Raw genomic sequence first — 23850 nt, forward strand, 5'->3', positions numbered from 1 at the left:
TTGTCGCTATCGGGCCGGCAGGGCATAGGCCACGACGGAGTCGCCGGCCTTGGTGCCGAGCGAGCCGTGGCCGCCTGCGGCCACCACGATGTACTGCCGTCCGTCGCGGCCCACATAGCTCACCGGAGTGGCCTGTCCGCCCGCGGGCAGCCGCCCCCGCCAGAGCTCCGTGCCGTCGGTCACGTCGTAGGCCCGCAGGTAGTAGTCGAGCGTGCCGGACAGGAAGGCCACGCCGCCCGCCGTCAGCAAGGGTCCGCCGAGGCTGGGCACGCCCATCCTGAACGGCACCGGCACGGGCGCCAGGTCACGCACCGTGCCGTTGCGGTGCTGCCAGGCGATCTTGCCGGTGACGAGGTCCACGCCCGCCACATAGCCCCAGGGCGGCGACTGGCAGGGGATGCGGAGCGGGGAGGTGAAGGCGGCCAGCTTGACCGCGTACGGCGCGCCGAAGTTCTCGTTCAGCGCGGGCAGGCTTTCGCTGGGGCGTTCCTCCTCCTGCACGATGAGGGACGTGTCGTCGGGCCGTGGCACGAGCTGCGAGGTGAAGGCAAGGTAGGTCGGTGTGGTGAACGCGATCTGCCGCACCGGGTCGACCGCGATGCCGCCCCAGTTGAAGACGCCGAAGTTGCCGGGATAGACGAGCGTGCCTTCGGTGGACGGTGGGGTGTAGCGGCCTTCGTAGCGCAGCTGGTGAAAGGCGATGCGGCAGCCCAGTTGATCGAAGGGCGTGGCGCCCCACATGTCGGCGCCCGTCAGTGGCGGCGGGTTGAACGACACCCCCGACACCGGTTGCGTCGGCGCGGTGCGATCGCCCTGCACCGCACCGCCCGGTGCGGGCACCTCCGTCACCGGGTGGATCGGCCGGCCGTCCCGCCGGTCGAGCACGAAGAGTTCGCCTTGCTTCGTCGGTTGCACGAGCGCTGGCACGGTCGCGCCGGCGATGGTGAGGTCGACCAACGTCGGCTGCGAGGGCACGTCGTAGTCCCAGAGGTCGTGGTGGACCGTCTGGAACACCCATCGCATGCGGCCCGTGGCCACGTCCAGCGCGACGACCGATGATGACACCCGCTCCGCCTCCGGGCTGCGGCGGGCGCCCCACTGGTCGGGCGGCTGGTTGCCCACCGGCACATAGACCATGCCGAGCGCCTCGTCCACGCTCATGATGGACCACACGTTGGGCGTGCTTGCGGTGTAGGTCTGGCCCGGCTTCAGGGGCGCGGTGTCGTCGGGCCGACCGGCGTCCCAGTTCCACAGCAGCTCGCCGGTCTCGACGTCGAAGCCACGCACCACGCCCGAGGGCTCCTCGGTGGAGACGTTGTCCAGCACCGTGCCCCCGACCACGAGCACGCGCTGCGTGACCACCACCGGCGACGTCGAGTAGTAGCCACCCAGCCGCACGTTCGGCATGCCGCGCCACAGGTTGATCTGCCCGGTGCCGCCACCGAAGCCTGCACACACCGCACCGGTCTGCGGGTCCAGGGCGATCACCCGGCCGTCGGCGGTCGGCATGAAGAGCTTGCGCGGGCAGTCGGCCACCGTCGGGCCGTCCTGCGCGGCCACCGGCAGATCGGGCGCGGTCGGGTACACGGCGTCCGGGGCGGAGGCGCCGTGCGTCGGCGGGCCGAGCGATGTCGATGCCACCGGCGCCTGGCCCGAAGCCAGTTGCGAGGCACGGGCCGATGCCGTCCCGGACGCGGCAGAGGCCGATGGGACCGGGCTCGCCGCTGCCGCCGGCTCGGCCCAGGGCGCCGAAGCGGCCGGGGGGGAGGCCGCCGCCGCGGCCGCTGAGTTGCCGTCGCGCGACCAGTACGAGAGCCCTCGGCAGGTCAGGTGCTGCAAGGCGAGCCCTGAGCGGATCTTCGGATCGAATCGCCACACTTCCTGCCCGGTGGTGGCATCGAGCGCCACGACGAACTGGTGCGGCGTGCAGAGGTACAGGCGGTCGCCCACCTTCAGGGGCGCCACCTCGAACGTGGTTTCCTTGGGATCACCTGGCTGGCCGCGCAGGTCGCCCGTGCGGTAGTGCCAGGCCACTTCGAGTTGCTGCACGTTCTGCGGCGTGATCTGGTCGAGCGGCGCGTAGCGCTGCCCGTGGCCCGTGCGGCCGTAGGCATGCCACTCGCCTTGAGGAACCGAGGCACCGGCCACCGCGGCAGTGCCACGTGCCGGCGGCAGCGTGCCCTGGGTTGCGAACGGATCGATGACCCAGGAGGCCACGGCGACCCCGAGGTAGGCGACCAGCACGCCACCCAGTGCGGCGCGGCCACCACGCCAGCGCCGGCCCTGCCCCACGGTCAGGCTCCTGGCCTGCGAACGCGGCTCGGCTCCGAGCCGGCGCGCCACCCAGGGCGTCACCATCAACACGCCGAGCACGACGAAGACGTCGCCCCGCGCGGCCAGGCCCCACCAGGACAGGCCGACCTCCCAAAGCGACCAGGCGAGCGTCGCCGCCACGAACGCGGCATACAGCCACAGCGCGCCGGCCCGGGCGGTCCAGGTCATCCAGGCCACCGCGAGCAGCACGAGCCCGGCCGCCACGTAGTACACGGAACCTCCCAGCGCCGCCAGCCACGCGCCCGCGACGACGAGCGCGAGGCCCATCAGCACGATGACGAGCGCAAGCGCCTTGAGCAGGCGACTCGATCGAGGTACGGCGTTCATGAGAGCTCCCCTTGCCAGCGTCGGTATGACACGTCACGGGGGGCAAGCCTCATGCCGACGTCCTGTCGAGTCGATTTGCGGGCAAGTCGCACAGGGCGGGCGGCACGTCGCTCAAGAATCCCGCGTTGCGAACGAAGAAGCGCAGACAGCCCTTCGCACTCGTTCACGTGAATCCCATCCGCCCCCCTCGCCATCACCTCGCCGCTCGCCGTCATGGATCGCATCGCATGGTGGCCCGCCCATTCCCCTTGGCGGCGGCACTGCTCGTCTTGCCGCTCATGGCGCAGGCGGGTCAACCCCTCGCAACCGACGACTCGGACGTCAAACCCGCGCGCGACTGTGAGTGGGAGACCTCGGCAAGCCGGGAGCGACAGGCGGATGGCCCCCGCAGCCGTGCCTGGACATCCACGCTGGGTTGCGGCGTGGGCCTGGAAAGCGAGATCGCCATCGGGGTCGGCCGGGCGATGAACGGGCCCGACGCCAGCCGGCTGTGGTCCCTGGGGGGCAAGACCAGCCTGCGAGCGTCGAGCGAGACCGCACCGGGCATTGCGCTCGCGTGGATGGTGCTGGCCGATCAGGCGCCCGGCGTGCCGCCCAAGGCGCACGGCGTGTTGGTGACTGGCGTGGTCAGCCGGCCTGTCGGGGCGGGCGCCACCCTGCATGGCAATCTCGGCGTCAGCCACGATCGGTCGGACAGCACCACACGGCTGTCGTGGGCGGTGGCCGCGGAGCAGTCCCTGAACGAGGCCATCGACGTCACCGCCGAGGCGTTCGGTGTGGGATCGGACGCTCCTTGGGCCGCAGTCGGTCTGCGCTGGAACGCCCATGATCGGGTCACGGCGGGCATCGCCTGGAGCCGCGACTTTTCCGCGGCCCGCGCCCGCAGCGCGGCGCTCACCGTCACGCTGGCCTTCTGAGGAGCAGGCGGCGGGTCGAGCCGCCGTCCGACCGAGCGGGCGCGCGCTGGCAACGGCCTGGAAGCGAGCTCCGACGGCGTCCCGAACGACCCGGCAGCGCGGTGCGATGACTTCGCGCAGACGATGCGGCGAGCTGCTGAGACAATCTGCCGATGTCAGTCCCAGTCGACGCGGCGCATCGCCCGCCCGCGGGTACCGCTCGGGGTGTCGCCCTCTCGGTCACCGCCACCACGCTCTTCGCCTCGCTTTACTTCTACGCCACGCTGCTGCGCCCGCTGACCGGCACCGAGATCTTCGGATGGCGCATGCTGCTGACCTTGCCGTGCGTGACGGTGTTTCTGATGGCGACGGGCCACTGGTCCCGCGTCGTCGACATCGCCCGGCGTGTGCGCCACAAGCCCTCGCTGCTGTTCGCCCTCATGGCCAGCAGTGCGCTGCTCGGGGTGCAGCTGTGGCTGTTCCTGTGGGCGCCGATCAACGGCGCGGCGCTGCAAGTCTCGCTCGGGTACTTCCTGCTGCCGCTCGCGATGCTGGTCACCGGTCGTCTGCTCTATGGCGATCGCCCGTCGCCCCTGCAGACGGCGGCCGCCTGTGCCGCCGCGTTCGGCGTCGCGCACGAGGTGGTCCGCATCGGCATGCCCTCCTGGCAGGCGCTGCTGGTGGCGCTGGGCTTGCCGGCGTACTTCGTGCTGCGGCGCAAGCTGCGCACCGATCACCTCGGCGGGCTGTGGTTCGACATGGCGTTCACCCTGCCGGTGGCGCTGTGGTGCGTCGTCGAGCGCGGGGCGATCGCGCAGGCCTTCGGCGAGGCGCCGCGCCTGTTCGCCCTGGTGCCGCTGCTGGCCGTGATCAGTGCCGCGGCCTTCATGACGTACACCGTCTCCAGCCGCTTGCTGTCCTTCAGCCTGTTCGGGTTGCTCGGCTATGTCGAGCCCGTGCTCATGCTGGGGGTGTCGCTGCTCCTGGGCGAACGGGTGCAGCCGGACGAGTGGCTCACCTACGTCCCGATCTGGAGCGCCGTGGTGCTGCTGGTGCTGGATGGGGCGCTGCACCTCGCACGGGCCAGGACCAGCTAGCAGCCTCGGTCGAACGAAGCGCTCGACGCTCGACGGAGCGACGCGTGCTGCCACGCGTCGTCCAGGGTCCGCAGCGCCACCATCGCGGATCTGAAGGTGTCCGCCCCAGTGGAGCGGACACGTTCACCAATGGCGGACCGGCGCCACCGGGCCGGCGGGACCGGCCCCTTGAGCCTCAAGGGCGCCGGGCCACCCTCAGAGCGACTCGAGGAAGGCGAGCAAGGCTTCGCGGTCCGCCTTCGACAACTGCTCGAAGCGCTTGCGGCTCGCGGCGCCTTCGCCGTCGTGCCACAGGATGGCTTCGGTGACGGTGCGGGCGCGGCTGTCGTGCAGGTAGCCCACCGGCACGTTCTTGCTGGCCGCCACCCGTTGCGTGTACCCCAGGCCCCACAGGGCCGGCGTGCGCCACATCGAGCCCGTGGCCTGGCCCTCGACGAGGTTGTCGGCGAGGCCCGCGCCCATGTCGTGGAGCAGCAGGTCGGTGTAGGGCTTGATGGTCTGCTTGCGGTTCTCCGCCATCTCCGACCCTTCGCCCGTCTGCATCGACGCCACGTGGCAGGCGGTGCAACGCAGGGTGTCGAAGACCTTGGCGCCGGCGGCCACCTGGGCCGGGTTGACGTCAAGGTAGGAAATGGGCGAGACCCCCTTCGGGAAGCCGCTCGTCAGGCTGCGCTGCGCCGGCACGGCGAGCAGGCGGAGGTAGCGGGTGATGAGCGTGAGCGCCTCTTCCGACAAGCCCTTCTCCACCTTGCCGCTGGCGCATTGGGTGGGCCCGGCCAGGCAGTCGCGGCTCGGGAACACCGGCGACGTGACGGACATGTCGAGCAGCGCGGCGGCAGCGGACTGGTGCCGCAGGCTGGTCTTGGAGGCCTTCCAGCCGTAGCGGCCGAGCTTCACGGTACCGGTCTCGGGGTCGTAGCCGTAGTTGGCGACGCCCTTCACCCCGTCCGCATCCGGCGTGCTGCGCACGCGCGACAGGATCTCGGTGTCGGGAATGGCCTCCAGCAGGCCCATGCCGATCATCGGTTGCGCGCTGCGCAGCGAGTAGGCGGCGGGCGTGGGTCCGTCGAAGGACACCTGCGGTTTGCGAAGCTGCACGGTCGAGCCGTCGGCCAACGTCACGGTCCTGGTCTCGAAGCCGGCCACGCGCACGGCCATGCCCCAGTCCTGCGCCTTGCCGGTCGCCGCGGAGCGGGCGTTCATCTGCACGCCCAGGCCATAGGTCGGATGCGGGATCTGCTTGCCGCCGGCGTCCAGGGCCGCGGTGCGCACGGCCATGGTGTCGAGCTTCTGGTTCACCACCGCCGGCGCGACGCCGCGGCCGTTGTTAATGTGGCAACCGAAGCAGGACGACTGGTTGAAGCGCGGGCCTTGCAGACCGATGGCGTCGTCGTTGCGGTCGTTGCCGGCTTCCGTGTGGTCACCCGTAGCGAGGTTGGTGTGCAGCCAGCGGCGGCCCTCCACGAAGCGCTGCATGTTCTGCATGCCGATGTGGTTGTGCGGCTGCTGGAAGATGTACTGCGCGTTGTCGGCGTAGTCGTACGACACCGAACCGATGCCGCCCTGCAGGGTTTCGGTCGGCAGCGGGGCGTTCATCAGGCGCGGCTGCACGCCGTACCAAGGGCGCAGGCCCGAGCCCACCACGTAGGTGAGTTCGTTGGTGTAGTAGCGCACGGCGCCGGAGTCGCCCACGGCATCCATCGCCGCGCGGGTGGAGAAGAACGAGCTCGTGAACTCGATCGGATCACCCACCTTCAGCACGCGGGAGTCCACCCGCACGCCGGTCGGCACCAGCACGCCGTTCGCGTCGGGGGCGATGGCGCTGTGCGCCGGGTAGTCGTCGAACACCACGCTGCAGCCGTCGTTGGCGCCGATCACGTTGGCGTAGCCGCTCGTGGGCATGCGCAGGGCTCCTTCGGGCGGCTTGGGCACCACCGGGCAGGAGGCCACGCCGGACGAGTAGGTCGAGTCGTCGAGCAGGTCGCCCGGGCTCATCCAGCCGAAGCCGGTGACGCCGGTGCTGTCGAAGCGGCGCACGAACGCATGACCACCGCCGCGCTGCGCTTGCTGGAAGTACTGGTTAACGATCAGCTTGGGCTTGGTGACACCCGCGACCTTGCTGTTGTCGATGAACTCCACACCCCAGGTGCGGTTCTTGAAGTAGTTGGCGACGAAGTTGAGGTGGGCACCCGGGCCCTTGTCGAGCGGCTTGCCGGCCGCGTCGACCGTTTCGTTCGGGCCGAAGCCGATCTCGTTCCAGTCCTCGCCGCGTTCGCGCGCGTGGCGCGAGCGGCCCACCATGCCGAAGCGGGTGACGAGCGTACCGTCGGGCAGGGTGAATTGCACCATCTCCAGCGGGGGCTTCACCGCGGGCGCCTCGGGCAGGGGCGCGCCCGCCGGCGGGAACCGTTCGGCCGAGGTCGCGAGCAGGGGCAGCGAGTTGTCGTTGCCAGGTGACTTGAATTCCACCTCGAACAGCGAGTAGCCGTACTGCGTGCCGCGTGCCACACCGCGCATCCGGATGTGGCGCACGTTGGCGTTGAGGTTGAAGAACTCGTCGGTGCCGCCCTTGGCGCCGGTGACGTAGCGCAGCTGGTACCACGTGCTGCCGTCGTTCGATGCCTCCAGCGCGTACTCCTTGCCGAAGGCGTTCTCCCACACGAGCTTCATGTAGCCGAGCGCCGTGGGCGCGCCGAAGTCGAACTGGATCCACTGGTCGTTCGTCTGCTCGCTTTCCCAGCGCGAGGTCGCCACGCCATCGATCGCCTTCGCGGCATTGCTGCCTTGGTTGGCCGAGGACGAAGCGGTCGCGGTCACGGGCTTGACCAGCACGCCGGCGGTGCCCAGGGCGGTGTCCCCGGGTAGTTGCATCGTCGGCGGCAACGAGGGCGTGGCCACCGGCGCGTTGCCTTCGGGCAGCGCGGGCGCGGGGGCCGGCGAGGGCACCTCGAGCGTGGGTTCGCCGGCTGTCGGCGGCATGGGGGCGCCGCTGGCGGACTCGTTGCCCTTGTCGCCGCCGCCACAGGCGGCCAGGGCCGCCGCGAGGAACAGGGATGTCAGGGCGAGAGCGGGGCGCTGGGGTGAAGCGTCCCTCAAGGTGCGGGGATTCATGGTCGAGACCTCTCGTGATCGTTCTGGTGGGGTGCGGACGCGTCGCCCCGGAACCTCTCGCCCGTTCCGGAAACCTGCCGCTAACCCGTGCGCAATTGCACGATTGGTGCCAATCCCGTGCACACAACTGAAATCGGTTCCATACCATGGTGGGCAGGGATGCCACCAGCGTCGCGGAACCTGTCCGCCGGGACGCTTGCCGTTACAAGAGTGACATTCGTCGGCTCGTCATCGACAGTCCGTGGCTCGGGGCCACCGGCCGAATGACGCGACGTGGTGAGGCAGGTCGTGAGCTGGCGCAGCGAAGCGCCGGCGCGAGCACGGCGATGTGGCCGCCTCAGCCCAGCGCCGGATCGTGGAACCGCCGGGCCAGTCCGGCACGCCCCGGAAAGTACTTGAACCACGGGCGTGCTTGGTCGATGGTGCGAGCCACGGCGGGCCGGTCCACCAGGCGATCGAAGTAGGCGGTCAGGTGCGGCACGTCGGCTGCCGGCGGCACGTAGGCGAAGGCGTAGAACAAGGCCGGGGCCGCCGCGCAATCGGCCATGGTGAAGTCATCGCCGGTGCTCCAGCGACGCGTCGCGAGCTGCCGGTCGATCCAGACGTACGCGCTCGCAAGGGCCGCGCGCGCATGGGCCACGCCAAGTTCGTCGCGCTGCGCCGCGGGCCGCAGCAGGTCGGCGGTCAGCGCCTGCATGGGTGTCATCACGTACTGGTCGAACAGGCGGTCCCACAGGCGCACCTGCAGTGCGTGCTCCGGGTCCTCGGGAATCAGGCGCCGGCCCGGCGTTGCGTGGTGCCGTTGGACATGCTCGATCATGATGCTCGTCTCCGGCACCGGCCGACCGGCATCCACCAGCAAGGGAATCTTGCCGGTGGGCCACAGGTCGACGAACGCGGCCCGCTCGTCGGCGTCGCCGAGGTTGAGCATGCGCTTGTCCACCTCGACGCCCAGCTCGTCCAAGGCGATGAGCACCTTGTGGCAGTAGGAGGAAAGCGGGTGGTAGTGGAGGGTGAGGGTGGTGGTCATGGCAGGACGGACCGCGGTCAGGACCGAAGAGCATCGAGAGATCATCGGCCCTTGTCAACCGAACTGCCTCAGCCCGCCGGCAAGGTCTCCCGTCGACCGGCCGGCGTTGCTCAGGCGGTCAGGTGCTCTGGCCGCATCCCCAGTCCCAGCACCCGAGCGAACGTCCGCTGCAACAGCGGCACCCGGCCCAGCAGGCGCACCGGCACGGGCACCGCCATCGGCCCGCCGCCCGCCATGGCCGGCACCAGCACCCGGTTCTGGATGCCGACCTGCAGGGCCTGGGTCGCGCGCGTCGGCCAGAGACGCCGGCGGCGCACGGCATCGAGGTCGGCAGGGGACGGCCGGCCGGCGCGCAGGACCGGGCCGAGCAGGCGGGCGGTGGCCACGGCGTCCTGGATGGCGAGGTTGATGCCGACGCCACCGACCGGCGACATGGCATGCGCCGCATCGCCGATGCACAGCAGCCCGTCCGCCGACCACTGGCGCAGGCGGTCGACCCGCACGCTGAGCAACTTCACGTCGTCCCAGGTGGCCACGTCGGAGAGCCGGGGCGCGAGAAAGGGCGCGGCCTCGGCGACCTGGGCACGGAAGGCGTCGATGGGCCCGGCCTGCAACGGCTCGGCGCCGCCTTTCGGAATGACGAAGGCGCACTGCCAGTAGTCGCCCCGCGCAATGGTCACCAGGAAGCGGCCGGGCACGACCCGCGCCAGGCTGCGGTCGGTGTCCGCCGGGTCGCGGCCCACCCGGAACCACAGCACGTCGATGGGCGCGCCGACGTCCTCCGACACCAGGCCGGCGGCTTCTCGAACGGCGGAGTGGCGGCCGTCGCAGGCGATGGTGCAGTCGGCGTGAAGTTCGAACGTCCGCAGTGTTCCTTCAGCGGAACGCGCGACCCCCGACACGCCGGCCACCCGCCCCGCGCCGTCGTGGAGCAGGCCGTCGACGGTGGTCTGCCGCCGCAGCGTGAAGTGAGGCAGGCGGCTCGCCTCGTCGGCGAGGAAGTCGAGGAAGTGCCACTGCGGCATCATCGCGATGAAGGCGATGCGCGCGGGCAGCCCGGAGAAGTCGGCGACCCGCACCCGTTCGCCGCCGAACCAGCCGTCCAGGGTGTGCAAGCGGTCGTGCGGGCGCTGCAGGAAGCGGTCGAGCAAGCCCGCCTCGTCGAGCACCCGCAAGGTGGACGGGTGCACGGTGTCCCCGCGGAAGTCGCGCAGGAAGTCGGCGTGCTTCTCGAGCACGGTTGTCGGCACGCCGGCCCGGGCCAGCAGGTAGCCGAGCATCATGCCGGCGGGGCCACCGCCGACGATGCAGCATCGGGTCTCACGCATTGAAGCCTCCTCGCTGAACGCGAGACCCTACGCCGCTGCGCTTGGCCCCGACGGGAAGAGGGTGGCCGGACCGGGTCAGGCCGGCCGTCCGCTGCAGGCCGCTACGCCGATTCCCGGACCAGCAGCGTGTGGGGCAGGGTGCGTGCGGCGGGCGTGGTGCCGCCCAGGCGCTCGAGCAGCATCTCGGTCGCGGCGGCGCCCAGTTCACGCATGGGTTGGCCGATGGTGGTCAGGCTCGGTTCGAACACCTCCGACAGCGGGATGTTGTCGAACCCGACGACGGCGATGTCGTCCGGCACGCGGCGGCCCGCCCGCCGCAACGCCTTGATGGCGCCGATGGCCAGGGTGTCCGACACGGCGAACACGGCGGTGGGCGGCGATTGGAGACTGAGCAGGGCCCCGGCCTCCTGGGCCCCGAGCGCGAAGTCGGTACCGGGCACGATGCGCACGAGGGCGGGGTCGATCGTCACGCCGGCGCGCGCCAGCGCCTCCGCATAGCCCTCATGGCGCTGACGCGCCCAACGAAAGGTCTCGTCCGCGGCTATGAGCGCAATGCGCCGGTGCCCGCGATTGAGCAGGTACTGCACGGCATCGACGGCGGCCTGGCGGTGATCGATGCTGACATACGGAATGCCCGAGTCGGGGATGTACTCCGAACACGCCACCCATGGCACGCGCCGCAGTGCCTCCTGCACGGGCGCGCTTTCGTCCACATGGGCCAGGCTGATCACGCCATCGGCCAGGCGGTCATGCACGGCGTCGAGGCCGATCGTGTGAGGCAGCGGGTCGCCCGCGGTGTCGGCGAGGATGATCTTGTAGCCGCGCTGTCGTGCGATCGACTCGACGCCCTGCACGATCTGCGCATAGAACGGGTTCGCCACGTCGGGGACGAGCACGAGCAGCAGGTTGCTCCGGGCGCGTGCCAGGTTGCGGCCGAAAGCACTGGCACGGAACCCGAGCTCCGCCACCGCCGCTTCGACGCGTTCACGCGTTTCGCGCCCGACCGGCTTGCTGTCGTTCAGCACACGTGACACGGTGGCGATGGAGACGCCGGCCCGCTCGGCGACGGCGTTGATGGAAGGCGGCTTCTTCATTGGGAAAACATTTTCCCACGGTTCGCACGCTGAGCCGCGCGGATAAGCAGGCTGGTGATAACCCGGATTTCAGATCCGGCGGGAAAGCGCTTACCCTCACGCTCCAGGCTCCTGAGGTGGCACCGTCCGGTTCGCGGCGCACCTCCCATCCGTCCCGAACCGAGGAACGAAGACCATGCAGCGACGCCACATTTCCCTTGCCTCCGCCCTCGTCGTGCTCGCGGGGCTCACCGGCCTGCCCACGGTGCAGGCACAGGAGGTCACCATCGGCATGTCGTTCCCGTCGGCCACCCACGGCTGGATGGGCGCGGTCATCAAGAATGCGCAGGACCAGGCCAAGGCGAGCGGCGTGCGCCACGTCATGACGACCGCGGCCGACCCCAACAAGCAGACCAACGACGTCGAGGACCTGATCGCCAAGAAGGTGAACGCGGTCGTGATGCTGCCCATCGAAACCGATGCGATGACCCGCGCGGCAGGCAAGCTCAAGGCGGCCAACATTCCGCTCATCATCGTGGACCGCGAGGTGAAGACCGCCGACTACGCGGCACTCATCAAGGGTGACAACGTCGGCATCGGCGCCAATGCCGCCGCCTACATCGGCCGTGCGCTGGGCGGCAGCGGCAACGTGGTGGAGATCATCGGCGTGCCGGCCAGCGTGACGACGCAGCGTTCGCAGGGCTTCCGCGACGCGATCGCCAAGGACTTCCCCAACCTCAAGGTCATCGCGAGCCAGGCCGGCGACTTCCAGCGCGAGAAGTCGCTCAACGTGATGCAGAACCTGCTGCAGCAGCACCCGAAGATCGACGCCGTCTACACCCACGACGACGAGATGGCGCTGGGCGTTCGCCAAGCCATCCGCGAAGCCAAGCGCACCGACATCAAGGTCGTCACCGGCGCGGGCGGCAACAAGGCGGTCTACAAGCTCATCGCCGACAAGGACCCGCTGATGAAGGCCACCTTCGTCTACTCGCCGCTGATGGTGAAGGACGCGGTCAAGGTCGCGGTGGACGTGGCTCGCGGCAAGGCCCCGGCCAGCAAGGACATCACCATCCCGGCCACCGGCATCACGGTCGAGAACGTCGCGACGTTCTACGACGCCAAGGCCAACTACTGAGAGCGGGCCAGCCGTGGACGCGCGAGCCGCCACCCCGTCCCTCCGGCTGGACCTGCGTGACATCGCGGTGGCGTTCGGCCGTGTCCAGGTGCTGCATGGCGTGGACCTGGCGCTGGCACCCGGCGAGGTGCACGCGCTGCTGGGTGAGAACGGCGCCGGCAAGTCGACCTTGATGAACGTGCTGGGCGGCGTGGTGACGCCGGCACGCGGTTCAGTGGCGGTCGATGGCGTTGCCTTGCCGCCCGGTTCCCCCCGGGCCGCGCAGCGCCTGGGCATCGCGTTCATCCATCAGGAACTCAACCTCGTCAACGACCTGTCGGTGTGGGAGAACCTGTTCCTCGGCCGCGAGTGGCACGTGGCCGGCGTGCGGCGCGCGAGCGCGATGCGACGACGCGCCGGCGAGGTGCTTCAGCGCCTGGGCGTGTCCCTCGCCCCCGACATGCGCGTCGGCGCGCTCGACGCCGCCCACAAGCAGTTCGTCGAGATCGCCCGGGCGCTGCTGTTCGACGCCCGCGTGGTGATCATGGACGAACCCACCACCGCCCTGGCCGAACACGAGGTGGCCCGTCTCTTCGCCTGCATGCGCCAGCTGCGCGATGAGGGCGTGAGCCTCATCTACATCTCGCACAAGCTGCGGGAGGTGATGCAGGTCTGCGACCGCTACACCGTGCTGCGCGACGGCCGGGTGGTGGCGCGCGGCGAGGTGCAGGCGACCGACGAACACCGCCTCGCCGACGCCATGGTCGGCAGCGCGCTTGCCGCGCGGTCCACACCGAGCCCGTGTGCCCTGGGTGCGGCACTGCTGGCCGTCGAGGGGTTGCAGGCGCCGGGCGTTCACGGTGTCGATTTCGAAGTTCGCTCCGGCGAGGTGGTGGGGCTCACCGGCCTGGCCGGTGACGGCCGGGCCGAACTCATCGACGCGCTGTGCGGCCATGTCGCGCCGCGCGCCGGCGAAGTCCGCATCGCGGGGCATGACCGCACGCCGCGCTCGCCGCGTGCCGCCTTGCGCCAGGGGCTGGGCCTCGTGCCGCGCAACCGCAAGGAGAACAGCATCCTGAAGGACCTGTCGGTCCAGCAGAACCAGTCGATCAGTGCGCTGGGCGCGGTGTCGCGCTGGGGCGTGATCGACCCGCGCGCCGAAGGCAAACGCGCGCGCGCCGACTGCGATCGCCTCGGCGTTCGGGTGCACCGGCTCGACGCACCCATCACTCACCTGTCGGGCGGCAACCAGCAGAAGGTCATCCTGGCCAAGTGGCTCGCCACCGGGGCACCCGTGCTGGTGCTGGACAACCCCACCCAGGGCATCGACGTGGGCGCCAAGGCCGAGATCCATCCGCTGATCCGAGACCTGGCGCAGCAAGGCAAGGCAGTGCTCGTGTCGAGCGCCGAGGTGACCGAGCTGCAGCAGGTGTGCGACCGGGTGCTCGTCTTCTTCCGCGGACGCATCGCGGCGGAACTCACCAATGCACAGCTCAGTGAGGACGCCGTGCTGCGCCTCGCGACGGGCGTGGCGACCACGCCCTGACGGACTTGCAGGACACCCCATGAACCTACCTTCGGCGGCCACCATGAAAACCTCCCAGCTCGGCTGGCGCGGCCACGGCGAACGACTCTGGTCCGACTACAGCGCAGCCGTCGCCCTGGTGGCGGTGGTCATCTTCGCGGCCTTCACGAGCGAACAGTTCGCCACCCCGCAAAACCTGCTCAACATCGTGCGCCAGGTGAGCGTCATCGGCATGCTGGCGCTCGGCATGACCCTCGTCATCATCGTCGGTGGCATCGACCTGTCCGTCGGGGCGGTGCTGGCCCTGTCGGGCGGGGCCGCGCTCTGGTGCCTCGGCGTGACGGAGCAGCCGTGGCTTGCGGTGGCGGCCGGCCTCGGCACCGGCCTCGCCTGCGGCGCGGTGAACGGACTGCTCGTGACCTGGGGGCGGCTGCCGTCCTTCATCGCCACGCTCGGCATGCTGGCCGCGGCACGGTCGCTCATCCTCTACATCGCCGACGGTGGCAGCGTCTCCACCGAGAGCGATGCCTACGGCGCCATCGCGAATTCGCAGTGGCTGGGACTTGCCACGCCGATCTGGTGCTTTGCCGTGACGGCGCTGGTGCTGCACGGCGTCATGGCGCACACGGTGTTCGGCCGCTATGTGTACGCGGTGGGCAGCAACGAGCGTGCGTCGCGCCTGTCCGCGCTGCCGGTGGGCGCGGTGAAGTTCGCCGTCTACACCTTGTGCGGTGCCCTGGCGTCCGCCGGGGCCATCCTCGAGTCGTCGCGGCTGAACTCCATGTCCTCGGCCAACTCGGGCCTCGCCTACGAGCTGGACGCCATCGCGGCGGTGATCATCGGCGGCACGCGCATGAGCGGCGGCCGGGGCAAGGTCATCGGCACCGTGATCGGCGTGCTCATCCTCGGCATTCTCAACAACGCGCTCAACCTCATGAACGTGTCGCCGTACCTCCAGGGCATGGTCAAGGGCGCCATCATCGTGCTGGCCGTGCTCGTGCAGAAGAAGGATTGATCGTGACTGCTCCCACCCTCAAGGGCCCCGGCATCTTCCTCGCGCAGTTCATGGGCGACACGCCCCCCTTCGACAGCCTCGACGGCCTGGCCGGTTGGGCCGCCGGTCTGGGCTACCGCGCCTTGCAGGTGCCGACCAGTGCCCCGGGCCTCTTCGACCTGGCGACGGCCGCCGACAGCCAGACCTACTGCGACGACGTGCGAGGACGACTGGCCGAGCACGGTCTCGTGATCAGCGAGCTGTCCACGCACCTGCAGGGGCAGTTGCTGGCGGTCCATCCGGCCTATGACACGCTCTTCGACGGCTTTGCCGATCCCTCGGTGCGCGGGCGGCCGGCCGACCGCGCCGAGTGGGCAGCCGCCCAGCTGAAGCTCGCCGCCCGTGCCTCGCAGCGGCTGGGCCTGAAGGCGCACGCCACCTTCTCCGGATCGCTCGCGTGGCCCTACCTCTACCCCTGGCCACCGCGACCGCCGGGCCTGGTGGAGGCGGCCTTCGCCGAACTCGCCCGCCGGTGGCGGCCGGTGCTCGATGCCTTCGACGAGGCGGGCACCGATGTCTGCTACGAGCTGCATCCGGGCGAAGACCTGTTCGACGGCGCCACCTTCGAGCGCTTTCTCGAGGCGGTGGACCACCACCCTCGCGCGAACATCCTCTACGACCCCAGCCACATGGTGCTGCAGCAGATGGACTACCTCGCCTTCATCGACGTCTTCCACGCGCGCATCAAGGCCTTCCACGTGAAGGATGCGGAGTTCCGGCCGAGCGCCAGGCAAGGCGTGTATGGCGGCTATGCCCCGTGGGTCGACCGCGCCGGGCGGTTCCGCTCGCTGGGCGACGGACAGATCGACTTCAAGGCGATCTTCAGCAAACTCACGCAGTACGGCTACGACGGCTGGGCGGTGCTCGAATGGGAGTGCTGCCTCAAGCACCCGGAGGACGGCGCGCGGGAGGGCGCCGCGTTCATCCGCGACCACATGATCCGGCGCACCGAACGGGCCTTCGACGACTTCGCCGATGCCGGCGTGGACCACGGCCGCCTGCGTCCGCTGCTGGGGCTGTCGGCATGAGCGCCGCCTCGCACGACGAAGCGACCGCCGGGCGGCCCCGCCGTCTCCGCCTGGGCATGGTGGGCGGCGGCATCGGCGCCCTCATCGGCGACGTGCACCGCATGGCCGCACGGCTCGACGATGAATGGGAACTGGTGGCCGGCGCGCTGTCGTCGGAGCCGGGGCGCGCCCGAGCCAGCGCGGCAGCGTTGCGGCTCGCACCCGAACGCAGCTATGTTGACTACGCCACCATGGCGCGCGAGGAGGCTGCCCGAGGGGATGGCATTGACGCGGTCGCCATCGTCACGCCCAACCACCTTCACGCGCCGGCGGCCCATGCCTTTCTCGATGCCGGCATCGACGTCATCTGCGACAAGCCGCTGGCGCTGACCCTGGCCGAAGGCCGGGCGATGGCCGACAAGGCGCGTGCTCGCGGCCGCTTCCTCGCCGTGACCTACAACTACAGCGGCTACCCCATGGTGCGGCGCGCGCGCCAGATGGTGCGCAGCGGCGCGCTCGGCCAGCTGCGCGCCGTCCAGGTCGAGTACGCGCAGGACTGGCTCGGCACGCCCCTGGAGGCGAGTGGTCACAAGCAGGCAGCTTGGCGCACCGATCCCGCCCGGGCCGGCAACGCCGGCTGCCTCGGCGACATCGGCACCCACGCCTATCACCTGGCCTGCTTCGTGAGCGGGCGCCGCGGCCAGGAGGTCATGGCGGAACTGTCGACCCTGGTGGCCGGCCGCGCGCTCGACGACCACGTGCAGGCCATGCTGCGCTTCGAGGGCGGCGTGCGCGGCACGCTGTGGGCGAGCCAGGTGGCAAGCGGCGCGGCGAACGGCCTGCGACTGCGCATCCATGGCGACCGCGCGAGCCTGGAGTTCGACCAGCAGCGGCCGGACGAGCTCCTGCTGCGGCAGCAAGGCGGTGATGAAACGCTGTTGCGTCGCGGGCGCACCCCGGCCGGCGCCACCGAGTTCCTTCGCCTTCCCGGCGGTCACCCCGAGGGGTTCATCGAGGGTTTCGCGCAGCTCTACCGCGACGCGGCGCTGGTCATCCGCGCGCGACAGGCCGGCGGTGAGGGCCTGGCCGCCGCGCCCGACCTCGCCACCGTGGCCGACGGGCTGGAGGGCCTGGCCTTCGTGGAAGCCGTCCTGCGCAGCTCCGCGGCGGGCGGCACCTGGGAACGCATCGAGACGCCGTGACGAACGGGGAGGGGGCTGGCGAGGGCCGATGCCCTATGCTCGCCGCACCCGGACTCCGCCTGCCGTCGTGGACGAACTGCGCGCCATTGCCACCTTCATCCGAGCCGCCGAGCTCGGCAGCTTCCACCGCGCCGCCCAGGCGCAGGGCACCTCGCCGCAGGCTGTGAGCAAGACCGTGCGGCAGCTGGAGCAGCACCTCGGGGTGCGGCTGTTCCACCGCACCACCCGCAAGAGTTCGCTGACGGAAGAAGGGCAGCGTCTGCTGGAGTCCGTGCGCGAGAGCATGGAGGGCCTCACCGGCGCCATCGAGCGCGCCCGCCGCGCCGCCCTGGGCGACGAAGGCCTCATCCGCATCGGCGCCGGCGGCGCGGTCGGCCGCAAGGTGTTGATGCCCTTGCTGGCCGAGTTCCAGCGGCGGCACCCCGGCGTCGCCTTCGACCTGGTCCTGGAGGACCGTCCGACCGACGCGGTGGTCGAACGCATCGACCTCGGCTTCAAGGCCGGCAACCCGCCGACCGCGCAGGTCGTGTCACGCGCCTTGTTCCCGATCCAGCTCATTGCCTGCGCCACGCCGGCCTACCTTTCCGCCCACGGCGTGCCCACGAACCTCGCCGACCTGTCCGCTCACCGCTGCGTCGGCTACCGCCAGCCCGGGAGCGGGCGCCCGATGCCGTGGGAGTTCCTCGTCAAGGGCGAAACGGTCTACCAGACCATGACCTTCGCCGTGTGCTGCAGCGAGCCGGAGGCGGAGATGCAGGCCGTGCTCGAAGGCATGGGCATCGGCCAGATCGACAGCATCAATGCCACCGAGCCCATCCGCCGCGGCGCGCTCGTGCCCTTGCTGGTGCGTCACACCAGCCACCGGATGGGCCTGCACCTCTACTACGCCCAGCGCCGTGACATGCCCGCCCGCGTGCGGCAGTTCATCGACTTCGCGGTGGAGCGCCTGCGCGGCGGCGACGGGTTCCACCTGCCGGCCGCCGAGCTTCGGGCGCTCGGCCGCGGCGATGGCTGACCGTCGCCGCGCGTCGCCCCCTCAGATCCCTTCCTTCGTCGGCATGATCACCACCTGCTGCAGGTTCACGTGCTGCGGCTGCGACACGATGAAGCCGACGGTGGCGGCGATGTCCTCGGCCTTGAGGAAGTCGATCGACTTCGCCGCGTTCTGCACCCAGTCGATCGCCCCCTGGAAGGTGAAGTGGCTTTGGAGCTCGGTCTCGGTGATGCCGGGCTCCAGCACGCAGACGCGAATGTTGCGCGGGCCGAGTTCGACGCGGAGGTGGCGCGTGAGGTGGCTGACGAAGGCCTTGGTGGCCGAGTACACCGCGAAGTTGCCGTACACGTACTGCCCGGCGATGGAGGAGGTGTTGATGAGGTCCACGACCTCGCCGTCGGCCGCGGCCGCCTCGAGCTGCGGCATGAAGGCGTGGATCACGCGCATCGCGCCGGTGACGTTGATGTCGATCTGGGCCAGCCATTCCGCTTGCGGCTGCGGCCCGACGGCACCGGGCAGCATCAGCCCGGCGTTGTTGAAGACGAGGTTCGCGCGGCCGAGGTCGCGCCGAACCGCCGCGGCGGCCGCCTCGACCGAGGCCGGGTCCGTGACATCGGTGACGAGCGCGAGCGCCTCGCCGCCGGAGCCGCGGATCTCGGCCGCCAGTGCGTCGAGCGGGCCGGCGCGGCGCGCGAGCAGTGCCACCTTGGCCCCTCGCGAAGCCAGCAGCAAAGCCGCGGCGCGGCCCATGCCGCTGGAGGCGCCGGTGATCACGGCGACGCGGCCGATCAGGTCCCTGACGGGTGCGGCGTCGCGGCGAGCAACAGCAGTGGAAATGGCGGACATGGCGGTTCTCCTAGAGTTGATGAATCGTCGGCAATCGACGGGATCAACTCTAGGAATCAGGCCGCTGCCGCGGTAGGCGGTGCCCGGTGACATGACCGACAACCGGCGGTTGTGAATCGCCGCGGGACACGCGCCCGGCGCGGGCGCGTGCGGTTCTTTCAGTGCGACTCGCGCGGAACCTCCGCACCGCTGCCGCCGACGAGGAAGTCCAGGTCCGCACCGAGGTGGGCCTGCTGCACATGGTCGACGTAGATCTTGGCCCAGCCCCGGGTGGGCGGCGCCGGCGGCTGCCATTCGATGCGACGGCGCGTGAGTTCGTCTTCGGACACCTCGAGGTGCAGGCGACGCGCCGGCACGTCGAGTTCGATCACGTCGCCGTTGCGCACCAGGGCCAGCGTGCCGCCGGCGGCGGCCTCCGGCGAGGTGTGCAGCACGACGGTGCCGTAGGCCGTGCCGCTCATGCGGCCGTCGGAGATGCGGACCATGTCGGTGATGCCCTTTTGCAGCACCTTCGGCGGCAGCGGCATGTTGCCCACCTCGGACATGCCGGGGTAGCCGCGCGGCCCGCAGTTCTTCAGGACCATCACGCAGTACTCGTCGATGTCGAGGTCGGGGTCGTCGATGCGGGCGTGGAAGTCCTCGATGTTCTCGAACACCACGGCACGGCCCCGGTGCTTGAGCAGGTGGGCGGACGCCGCCGACGGCTTGATCACCGCACCGTCCGGCGCGAGATTGCCGCGCAGGACGGCGATGCCGGCGTCCGCCATGAAGGGCGCGTCCGGCGTGAGGATCACCTCGCGGTTGTAGCAGGGGGCGTCGGCGGTGTTCTCGCCGAGCGTGCGCCCGTTCACCGTGAGGGCGTCGCGGTGGAGCAGGGGGGCGATCTCGCGCAGCACGGCCGGCAGGCCGCCGGCGTAGTAGAAGTCCTCCATCAGGTACTTGCCGGAGGGCTGCAGGTTGAGCAGGCAGGGCACTTCGGCACCGAGGCGGTCGAAGTCGTCGAGGGTGAGCGGCACGCCCATGCGGCCCGCCATCGCCAGCAGGTGGATCACCGCGTTGGTCGAGCCACCGATGGCGGCGTTGGTGCGGATGGCGTTCTCGAAGGCCTGTCGCGTGAGGATCTTCGACATGCGCAGGTCCTCGTTCACCATTTCGACGATGCGCCGTCCGGTGAGCTGGGCGAGCCGGTTGCGACGCGTGTCCGGCGCCGGGATCGCGGCGTTGTGGGGCAGGGACATGCCCAGCGCCTCCGCCATGCTGGCCATCGTGGAGGCCGTGCCCATCGTCATGCAACTGCCCTTCGAGCGGTGCATGCACGACTCGGCGGCGGTGAACTCCTCCATCGACATCTCGCCGGCACGCACCATCTCGCTCATCATCCACACGCCCGTGCCGGAGCCGATGTCCTGGCCGCGGAACTTGCCGTTGAGCATCGGGCCGCCGGACAGCCCGATGGTGGGCAGGTCGCAGCTGGCCGCACCCATCATCAGCGAGGGCGTGGTCTTGTCGCAGCCCATCAGCAGCACCACGCCGTCGATCGGGTTGCCGCGAATGGATTCCTCGACGTCCATGCTGGCGAGGTTGCGGAACAGCATGGCCGTGGGGCGCAGCTGCGTTTCCCCCAGCGACATCACCGGAAATTCGAGCGGGAAGCCTCCCGCCTCGTAGACCCCGCGCTTCACGAACTCCGCCAGCTCGCGGAAGTGGCCGTTGCACGGGGTGAGCTCGCTCCAGGTGTTGCAGATGCCGATCACCGGCCGACCATCGAACTCGTCATGCGGATAGCCCTGGTTCTTGATCCAGCTGCGGTGCATGAACCCGTCGCGGTCGTCCTTGCCAAACCAGGCCTGGCTGCGGCGCACGGGGTACTTGGGTTTCGGCTTCTGGGAATCCATGGGAGTCGGTCCTCGCGGCGTTGCGGAGGCCGCTCATGCAAGCCCCCTTGACGCGGCGGATGCTAGCAAGGCACATTGATAAGAGAAAAATAGGAAGTTCGCCTGCTGACATACCGCTTTTGCAATACATGAAGGGCCCCATGACTCCCACCCCGTCCCCGGCGCTGGCCGTGTACCCCAGCTTGCGCGGCCGCCGCGTGTTCGTGACCGGAGGCGGCACCGGCATCGGCGCCGCCATCGTGGCCGCCTTCGTGGCGCAGGGCGCGCACGTCGCCTTCGTCGACATCGCCGAAGCGGCGAGCCGCGAGTTGAGCCAGCAACTGGAAGGCGAGGGAGGCCGTGCGCCCTGGTGGCGAGCCTGCGACGTGACGGACGTGGCGGCGCTGCAGCAGGCCATCGCCGATGCGGCGCTCGCGCTGGGTGGCGCCTTCTCGGTGCTGGTCAACAACGTCGCGAGCGACGACCGGCACACGCTCGAATCGGTCACGCCGGCCTACTACGACGAGCGCATGGCCATCAACGAGCGCCCGGCCTTCTTCGCCATCCAGGCGGTGGCTCCGGGCATGCGGGCGCTGGGTGGCGGCTCGGTCGTCAACCTCGGCTCCACCGGGTGGCAGACCAAGAGCGGGGGCTACCCCTGCTACGCCGTGGCCAAGTCCTCGGTCAACGGCCTCACGCGCGGACTGGCCGAAACCCTGGGCCGCCACCGGATCCGCATCAACACCGTCTCGCCCGGGTGGGTGATGACGGAGCGGCAGATGCGACTGTGGCTCAACGACGAGGCGGAGGCCACCATCGCGCGCAACCAGTGCCTGCCCGACAAGCTGCAGCCGTCCGACGTGGCCCGCATGGTGTTGTTCCTCGCCTCGGACGACGCGGCGATGTGCACCGCGCAGGAATTCAAGGTGGATGCCGGCTGGAGCTGAGGGGCCGCGGCCCGCTCAGTCCGCCGCGAGCGGGTCGAAGCGGGTGCCGTAGACCGTCGCGGCAGTGCTCTTCAGCGCGCGCAGCATGACCTTGGCCGCCGGGGACAGCAGGCGGTCGGTGCGGGTGATGATGCCGAAGGCGTCCATCTGGCAGGGCAGGGCCATGGGCAGGATGGAGACGATGCCGTGCGACGCGTAGTACTTCGCCACGTCGGTTGCCACCACGCCGATCATGTCGCTCTGCTGCAGCATCTTCGTGGTGAAGAGCAGCGCCGAGGTCTCGATGATGTTCACCGGGGGCTCGAGTCCGACCTCCTGGAACATCAGCTCGAAGCGGTGCCGCAGGATGCTGCCCGACGGCGGCACGATCCATCCGGCACTGAGGGCGTCACGCAAGGACAGGTTGGCCACGCCTTGCAGCGGGTGACCCGGGCGGGTGATGGCACTCACCGGCTCCTCGGCCAGCACCTCGTAGCGGAGGTCGGTCTTGTCGTGCTGCGCAAAAAGGCGCGCCACCAGCATGTCGAGCTTGCCGTGCGAGAGCCGCTCCATCAGCACGTCGCTCGTCTCGATCTGCAATGACACCCGCAGGCTCGGGTGCTCCTGCTTGACCCGTGCGACGGCCGCCGGGAGCAGCACGAGCCCGGGCGCCGTGATGGAGCCGACGCTGACCTGGCCGAAGCGGCCGGCCTTGAGCGCCTCCACCTCGTCATGGGCCTGGTTGAGGCTGGCGAGCGCGACGCGCGCATGGCGGATCAGCGTCTCGCCGTACCACGTGGGCCGCATGCCGCGCGGCAGCCGGTCGAAGAGGGGGACTTCCAGCACGTCTTCCAGGTCCTTCAGCAACTTGGAAGCGGCGGGCTGCGTCATGTTGAGCACTTGGGCGGCGCGGTGGATGTTGCCTTCCTCGGCCAGCGCCACGAGCAGCAGCAACTGCCGCGTCTTGAGGCGCGCGCGGATGAACCAGTGGGTGTAGTTGGTCATAGGGTTTACGTCGATGCCGGATCGTATATCGGAAGCTGGCGAATCTCTATTAGAAAGATATCCCAGGCGTTCGTACGATGCGCCACCTCGTCCAGCATCGAACCGCCATGCGACTGATCCAGTTCCAAGACGACGACGGCGCCCAGAGCGTCGCCCAGGTGGACCCCTCGGGTCGTGCCGCGCGCCGCCTCGCCGGTCACCGCAGCACGTACGCGATGGCGTTGGCGGCGGCAGGGCAGGGCGTCACGCTCGACGCGATGGCCGAACCCGTGGGGCCGGAGCTGCCCTATGCCGACCTGCTGGCGCAAGGGCGCGTGTTGACGCCACTGTCGCACCCCGATCCCGCCCACTGCCTGGTCACCGGCACGGGCCTCACCCACCTCGGCAGCGCCGCGACGCGTGACGCCATGCACCACAAGCTGGCCGGCGACGAGGCGGCGCTGTCGGACTCGATGCGCATGTTCAAGTGGGGCCTGGACGGCGGCCGACCGTCGACCCGTGAGCCGGGCGTGCAGCCCGAGTGGTTCTTCAAGGGCGACGGCCAGATGGTGGCGGCCCCGGGCGCACCGCTCGCCAGTCCGGACTTCGCGCTCGACGGCGGCGAAGAGCCGGAGCTGGTCGGCCTCTATGTCATCGACGCCCAGGGAACCCCCCGGCGGCTGGGCTTCGCGGTCGGCAACGAGTTCTCCGACCACATCACCGAGCGTCAGAACTACCTTTACCTGGCTCACTCCAAGCTGCGCGCCTGCGCGGTGGGCCCCGAGTTGCGTACCGGCCCGCTGCCGGAGCATCTGGCCGGGACCAGCCGCGTGCGACGCGGCGGCGAGGTGGTCTGGGAAAAAGCCTTCCTCACGGGCGAGGCCAACATGTGCCATTCGATCGCCAACCTGGAGTACCACCACTTCAAGTACGCGGCCCACCGCCGACCCGGCGACGTGCACCTGCACTTCTTCGGCACCTCCACCCTCAGCTTTGCCGATGGCCTGCACTGCGAGCCGGGTGACCGCTTCGAGATCGACCTGCCCGAACTGGGCGCGACGCTCATGAACACGCTGGCCCGCGCACCGGCCGGCTTCAACCTGGGTGGCGTGCAGCCGCTGTGAC

The 23850-nt window shown here is 70.1% G+C and carries 18 protein-coding genes; 10 read left to right on the forward strand and 8 right to left on the reverse strand.

Annotation, left to right across the window (positions count from 1 at the left end):
- Positions 1-6: 6 nt before the first annotated feature.
- The gene (locus ACSQ2F_RS20435; protein WP_436026078.1) at positions 7-2661 is read right to left on the reverse strand and encodes a membrane-bound PQQ-dependent dehydrogenase, glucose/quinate/shikimate family; all 2655 of its coding nucleotides are present in this window, start codon (positions 2659-2661) and stop codon (positions 7-9) included.
- A 227-nt stretch (positions 2662-2888) separates the two neighbouring features.
- On the opposite strand from ACSQ2F_RS20435, the gene ACSQ2F_RS20440 reads away from it, so the two are divergent.
- Both ACSQ2F_RS20440 and rarD read left to right on the forward strand, forming a co-directional pair.
- On the forward strand, positions 2889-3578 hold the full coding sequence (locus ACSQ2F_RS20440; RefSeq protein WP_436026079.1) for a hypothetical protein: 690 nt from the start codon (positions 2889-2891) through the stop codon (positions 3576-3578).
- Positions 3579-3730: 152 nt separating this feature from the next.
- Positions 3731-4654 (forward strand): EamA family transporter RarD, encoded by a 924-nt coding sequence (gene rarD / locus ACSQ2F_RS20445; protein WP_436026080.1) that lies wholly within the window; start codon positions 3731-3733, stop codon positions 4652-4654.
- Positions 4655-4849: 195 nt separating this feature from the next.
- Here the strand turns inward: rarD and ACSQ2F_RS20450 are convergent, their stop codons facing one another.
- The 4 genes from ACSQ2F_RS20450 to ACSQ2F_RS20465 form a co-directional block, all read right to left on the reverse strand.
- Positions 4850-7765, reverse strand: a complete 2916-nt coding sequence (locus ACSQ2F_RS20450; protein ID WP_436026081.1) for a di-heme oxidoredictase family protein — start codon at positions 7763-7765, stop codon at positions 4850-4852.
- A gap of 337 nt (positions 7766-8102) precedes the next feature.
- Positions 8103-8795, reverse strand: a complete 693-nt coding sequence (locus ACSQ2F_RS20455; protein WP_436026082.1) for a glutathione S-transferase family protein — start codon at positions 8793-8795, stop codon at positions 8103-8105.
- A 110-nt stretch (positions 8796-8905) separates the two neighbouring features.
- Positions 8906-10123, reverse strand: a complete 1218-nt coding sequence (locus ACSQ2F_RS20460) for an FAD-dependent oxidoreductase (protein WP_436026083.1) — start codon at positions 10121-10123, stop codon at positions 8906-8908.
- A gap of 101 nt (positions 10124-10224) precedes the next feature.
- Positions 10225-11217, reverse strand: a complete 993-nt coding sequence (locus ACSQ2F_RS20465) for a LacI family DNA-binding transcriptional regulator (protein ID WP_436026084.1) — start codon at positions 11215-11217, stop codon at positions 10225-10227.
- 175 nt (positions 11218-11392) lie between these two features.
- Here ACSQ2F_RS20465 and ACSQ2F_RS20470 point away from each other — a divergent pair, with 175 nt between their 5' ends.
- Genes ACSQ2F_RS20470 through ACSQ2F_RS20495 form a run of 6 tightly spaced genes read left to right on the forward strand, consistent with a single transcriptional unit; the run spans position 11393 to position 18116 of the window.
- Positions 11393-12334 (forward strand): substrate-binding domain-containing protein, encoded by a 942-nt coding sequence (locus ACSQ2F_RS20470; protein WP_436026085.1) that lies wholly within the window; start codon positions 11393-11395, stop codon positions 12332-12334.
- Positions 12335-12347: 13 nt separating this feature from the next.
- A complete protein-coding gene (locus ACSQ2F_RS20475; protein ID WP_436026086.1) occupies positions 12348-13859 on the forward strand; it encodes a sugar ABC transporter ATP-binding protein in 1512 nt (503 codons plus the stop codon).
- Between the two features lie 19 nt (positions 13860-13878).
- Complete coding sequence (locus ACSQ2F_RS20480) at positions 13879-14853, forward strand: ABC transporter permease (protein WP_436026087.1); 975 nt, start codon at positions 13879-13881, stop codon at positions 14851-14853.
- Between the two features lie 50 nt (positions 14854-14903).
- The gene (locus ACSQ2F_RS20485; protein WP_436026891.1) at positions 14904-15920 is read left to right on the forward strand and encodes a sugar phosphate isomerase/epimerase family protein; all 1017 of its coding nucleotides are present in this window, start codon (positions 14904-14906) and stop codon (positions 15918-15920) included.
- The gene (locus tag ACSQ2F_RS20490) at positions 15917-17101 is read left to right on the forward strand and encodes a Gfo/Idh/MocA family protein (protein WP_436026088.1); all 1185 of its coding nucleotides are present in this window, start codon (positions 15917-15919) and stop codon (positions 17099-17101) included. The genes ACSQ2F_RS20485 and ACSQ2F_RS20490 overlap by 4 nt, the downstream gene beginning before the upstream one ends.
- Positions 17102-17129: 28 nt before the next feature.
- A complete protein-coding gene (locus ACSQ2F_RS20495) occupies positions 17130-18116 on the forward strand; it encodes a LysR substrate-binding domain-containing protein (protein ID WP_436026089.1) in 987 nt (328 codons plus the stop codon).
- Between the two features lie 21 nt (positions 18117-18137).
- Here ACSQ2F_RS20495 and ACSQ2F_RS20500 read toward each other — a convergent pair whose 3' ends face one another.
- On the reverse strand, positions 18138-18941 hold the full coding sequence (locus ACSQ2F_RS20500) for an SDR family oxidoreductase (protein ID WP_436026090.1): 804 nt from the start codon (positions 18939-18941) through the stop codon (positions 18138-18140).
- A gap of 158 nt (positions 18942-19099) precedes the next feature.
- Positions 19100-20836 carry an IlvD/Edd family dehydratase gene (locus tag ACSQ2F_RS20505; RefSeq protein ID WP_436026091.1) on the reverse strand — a complete coding sequence of 579 codons (1737 nt, stop codon included), beginning with the start codon at positions 20834-20836 and terminating at the stop codon, positions 19100-19102.
- 140 nt (positions 20837-20976) lie between these two features.
- Here ACSQ2F_RS20505 and ACSQ2F_RS20510 point away from each other — a divergent pair, with 140 nt between their 5' ends.
- Positions 20977-21762 carry an SDR family NAD(P)-dependent oxidoreductase gene (locus ACSQ2F_RS20510; protein WP_436026092.1) on the forward strand — a complete coding sequence of 262 codons (786 nt, stop codon included), beginning with the start codon at positions 20977-20979 and terminating at the stop codon, positions 21760-21762.
- A gap of 15 nt (positions 21763-21777) precedes the next feature.
- Here ACSQ2F_RS20510 and ACSQ2F_RS20515 read toward each other — a convergent pair whose 3' ends face one another.
- Positions 21778-22746, reverse strand: coding sequence for a LysR family transcriptional regulator (locus ACSQ2F_RS20515; protein WP_436026093.1), 969 nt, complete (start codon positions 22744-22746; stop codon positions 21778-21780).
- 107 nt (positions 22747-22853) lie between these two features.
- On the opposite strand from ACSQ2F_RS20515, the gene araD1 reads away from it, so the two are divergent.
- Complete coding sequence (araD1, locus tag ACSQ2F_RS20520; protein WP_436026893.1) at positions 22854-23849, forward strand: AraD1 family protein; 996 nt, start codon at positions 22854-22856, stop codon at positions 23847-23849.
- The last annotated feature ends 1 nt before the right edge of the window (position 23850 follow it).

The organism is Rhizobacter sp. LjRoot28 (assembly GCF_964253025.1).
Lineage (GTDB): Bacteria > Pseudomonadota > Gammaproteobacteria > Burkholderiales > Burkholderiaceae_C > Rhizobacter.

What these genes read in the sequence shown, in the direction of transcription:
- ACSQ2F_RS20490 (WP_436026088.1), top strand. Translation starts at nt 15,917, where the DNA reads ATGAGCGCCGCCTCGCACGACGAAGCGACCGCCGGGCGGCCCCGCCGT.
- ACSQ2F_RS20440 (WP_436026079.1), top strand. Translation starts at nt 2,889, where the DNA reads ATGGTGGCCCGCCCATTCCCCTTGGCGGCGGCACTGCTCGTCTTGCCG.
- ACSQ2F_RS20480 (WP_436026087.1), top strand. Translation starts at nt 13,879, where the DNA reads ATGAACCTACCTTCGGCGGCCACCATGAAAACCTCCCAGCTCGGCTGG.
- ACSQ2F_RS20510 (WP_436026092.1), top strand. Translation starts at nt 20,977, where the DNA reads ATGACTCCCACCCCGTCCCCGGCGCTGGCCGTGTACCCCAGCTTGCGC.
- ACSQ2F_RS20485 (WP_436026891.1), top strand. Translation starts at nt 14,904, where the DNA reads ATGGGCGACACGCCCCCCTTCGACAGCCTCGACGGCCTGGCCGGTTGG.
- ACSQ2F_RS20455 (WP_436026082.1), bottom strand. Translation starts at nt 8,795, where the DNA reads ATGACCACCACCCTCACCCTCCACTACCACCCGCTTTCCTCCTACTGC.
- ACSQ2F_RS20515 (WP_436026093.1), bottom strand. Translation starts at nt 22,746, where the DNA reads ATGACCAACTACACCCACTGGTTCATCCGCGCGCGCCTCAAGACGCGG.
- ACSQ2F_RS20465 (WP_436026084.1), bottom strand. Translation starts at nt 11,217, where the DNA reads ATGAAGAAGCCGCCTTCCATCAACGCCGTCGCCGAGCGGGCCGGCGTC.
- ACSQ2F_RS20500 (WP_436026090.1), bottom strand. Translation starts at nt 18,941, where the DNA reads ATGTCCGCCATTTCCACTGCTGTTGCTCGCCGCGACGCCGCACCCGTC.
- araD1 (WP_436026893.1), top strand. Translation starts at nt 22,854, where the DNA reads ATGCGACTGATCCAGTTCCAAGACGACGACGGCGCCCAGAGCGTCGCC.
- rarD (WP_436026080.1), top strand. Translation starts at nt 3,731, where the DNA reads ATGTCAGTCCCAGTCGACGCGGCGCATCGCCCGCCCGCGGGTACCGCT.
- ACSQ2F_RS20470 (WP_436026085.1), top strand. Translation starts at nt 11,393, where the DNA reads ATGCAGCGACGCCACATTTCCCTTGCCTCCGCCCTCGTCGTGCTCGCG.
- ACSQ2F_RS20460 (WP_436026083.1), bottom strand. Translation starts at nt 10,123, where the DNA reads ATGCGTGAGACCCGATGCTGCATCGTCGGCGGTGGCCCCGCCGGCATG.
- ACSQ2F_RS20450 (WP_436026081.1), bottom strand. Translation starts at nt 7,765, where the DNA reads ATGAATCCCCGCACCTTGAGGGACGCTTCACCCCAGCGCCCCGCTCTC.
- ACSQ2F_RS20505 (WP_436026091.1), bottom strand. Translation starts at nt 20,836, where the DNA reads ATGGATTCCCAGAAGCCGAAACCCAAGTACCCCGTGCGCCGCAGCCAG.
- ACSQ2F_RS20495 (WP_436026089.1), top strand. Translation starts at nt 17,130, where the DNA reads ATGCCCTATGCTCGCCGCACCCGGACTCCGCCTGCCGTCGTGGACGAA.
- ACSQ2F_RS20435 (WP_436026078.1), bottom strand. Translation starts at nt 2,661, where the DNA reads ATGAACGCCGTACCTCGATCGAGTCGCCTGCTCAAGGCGCTTGCGCTC.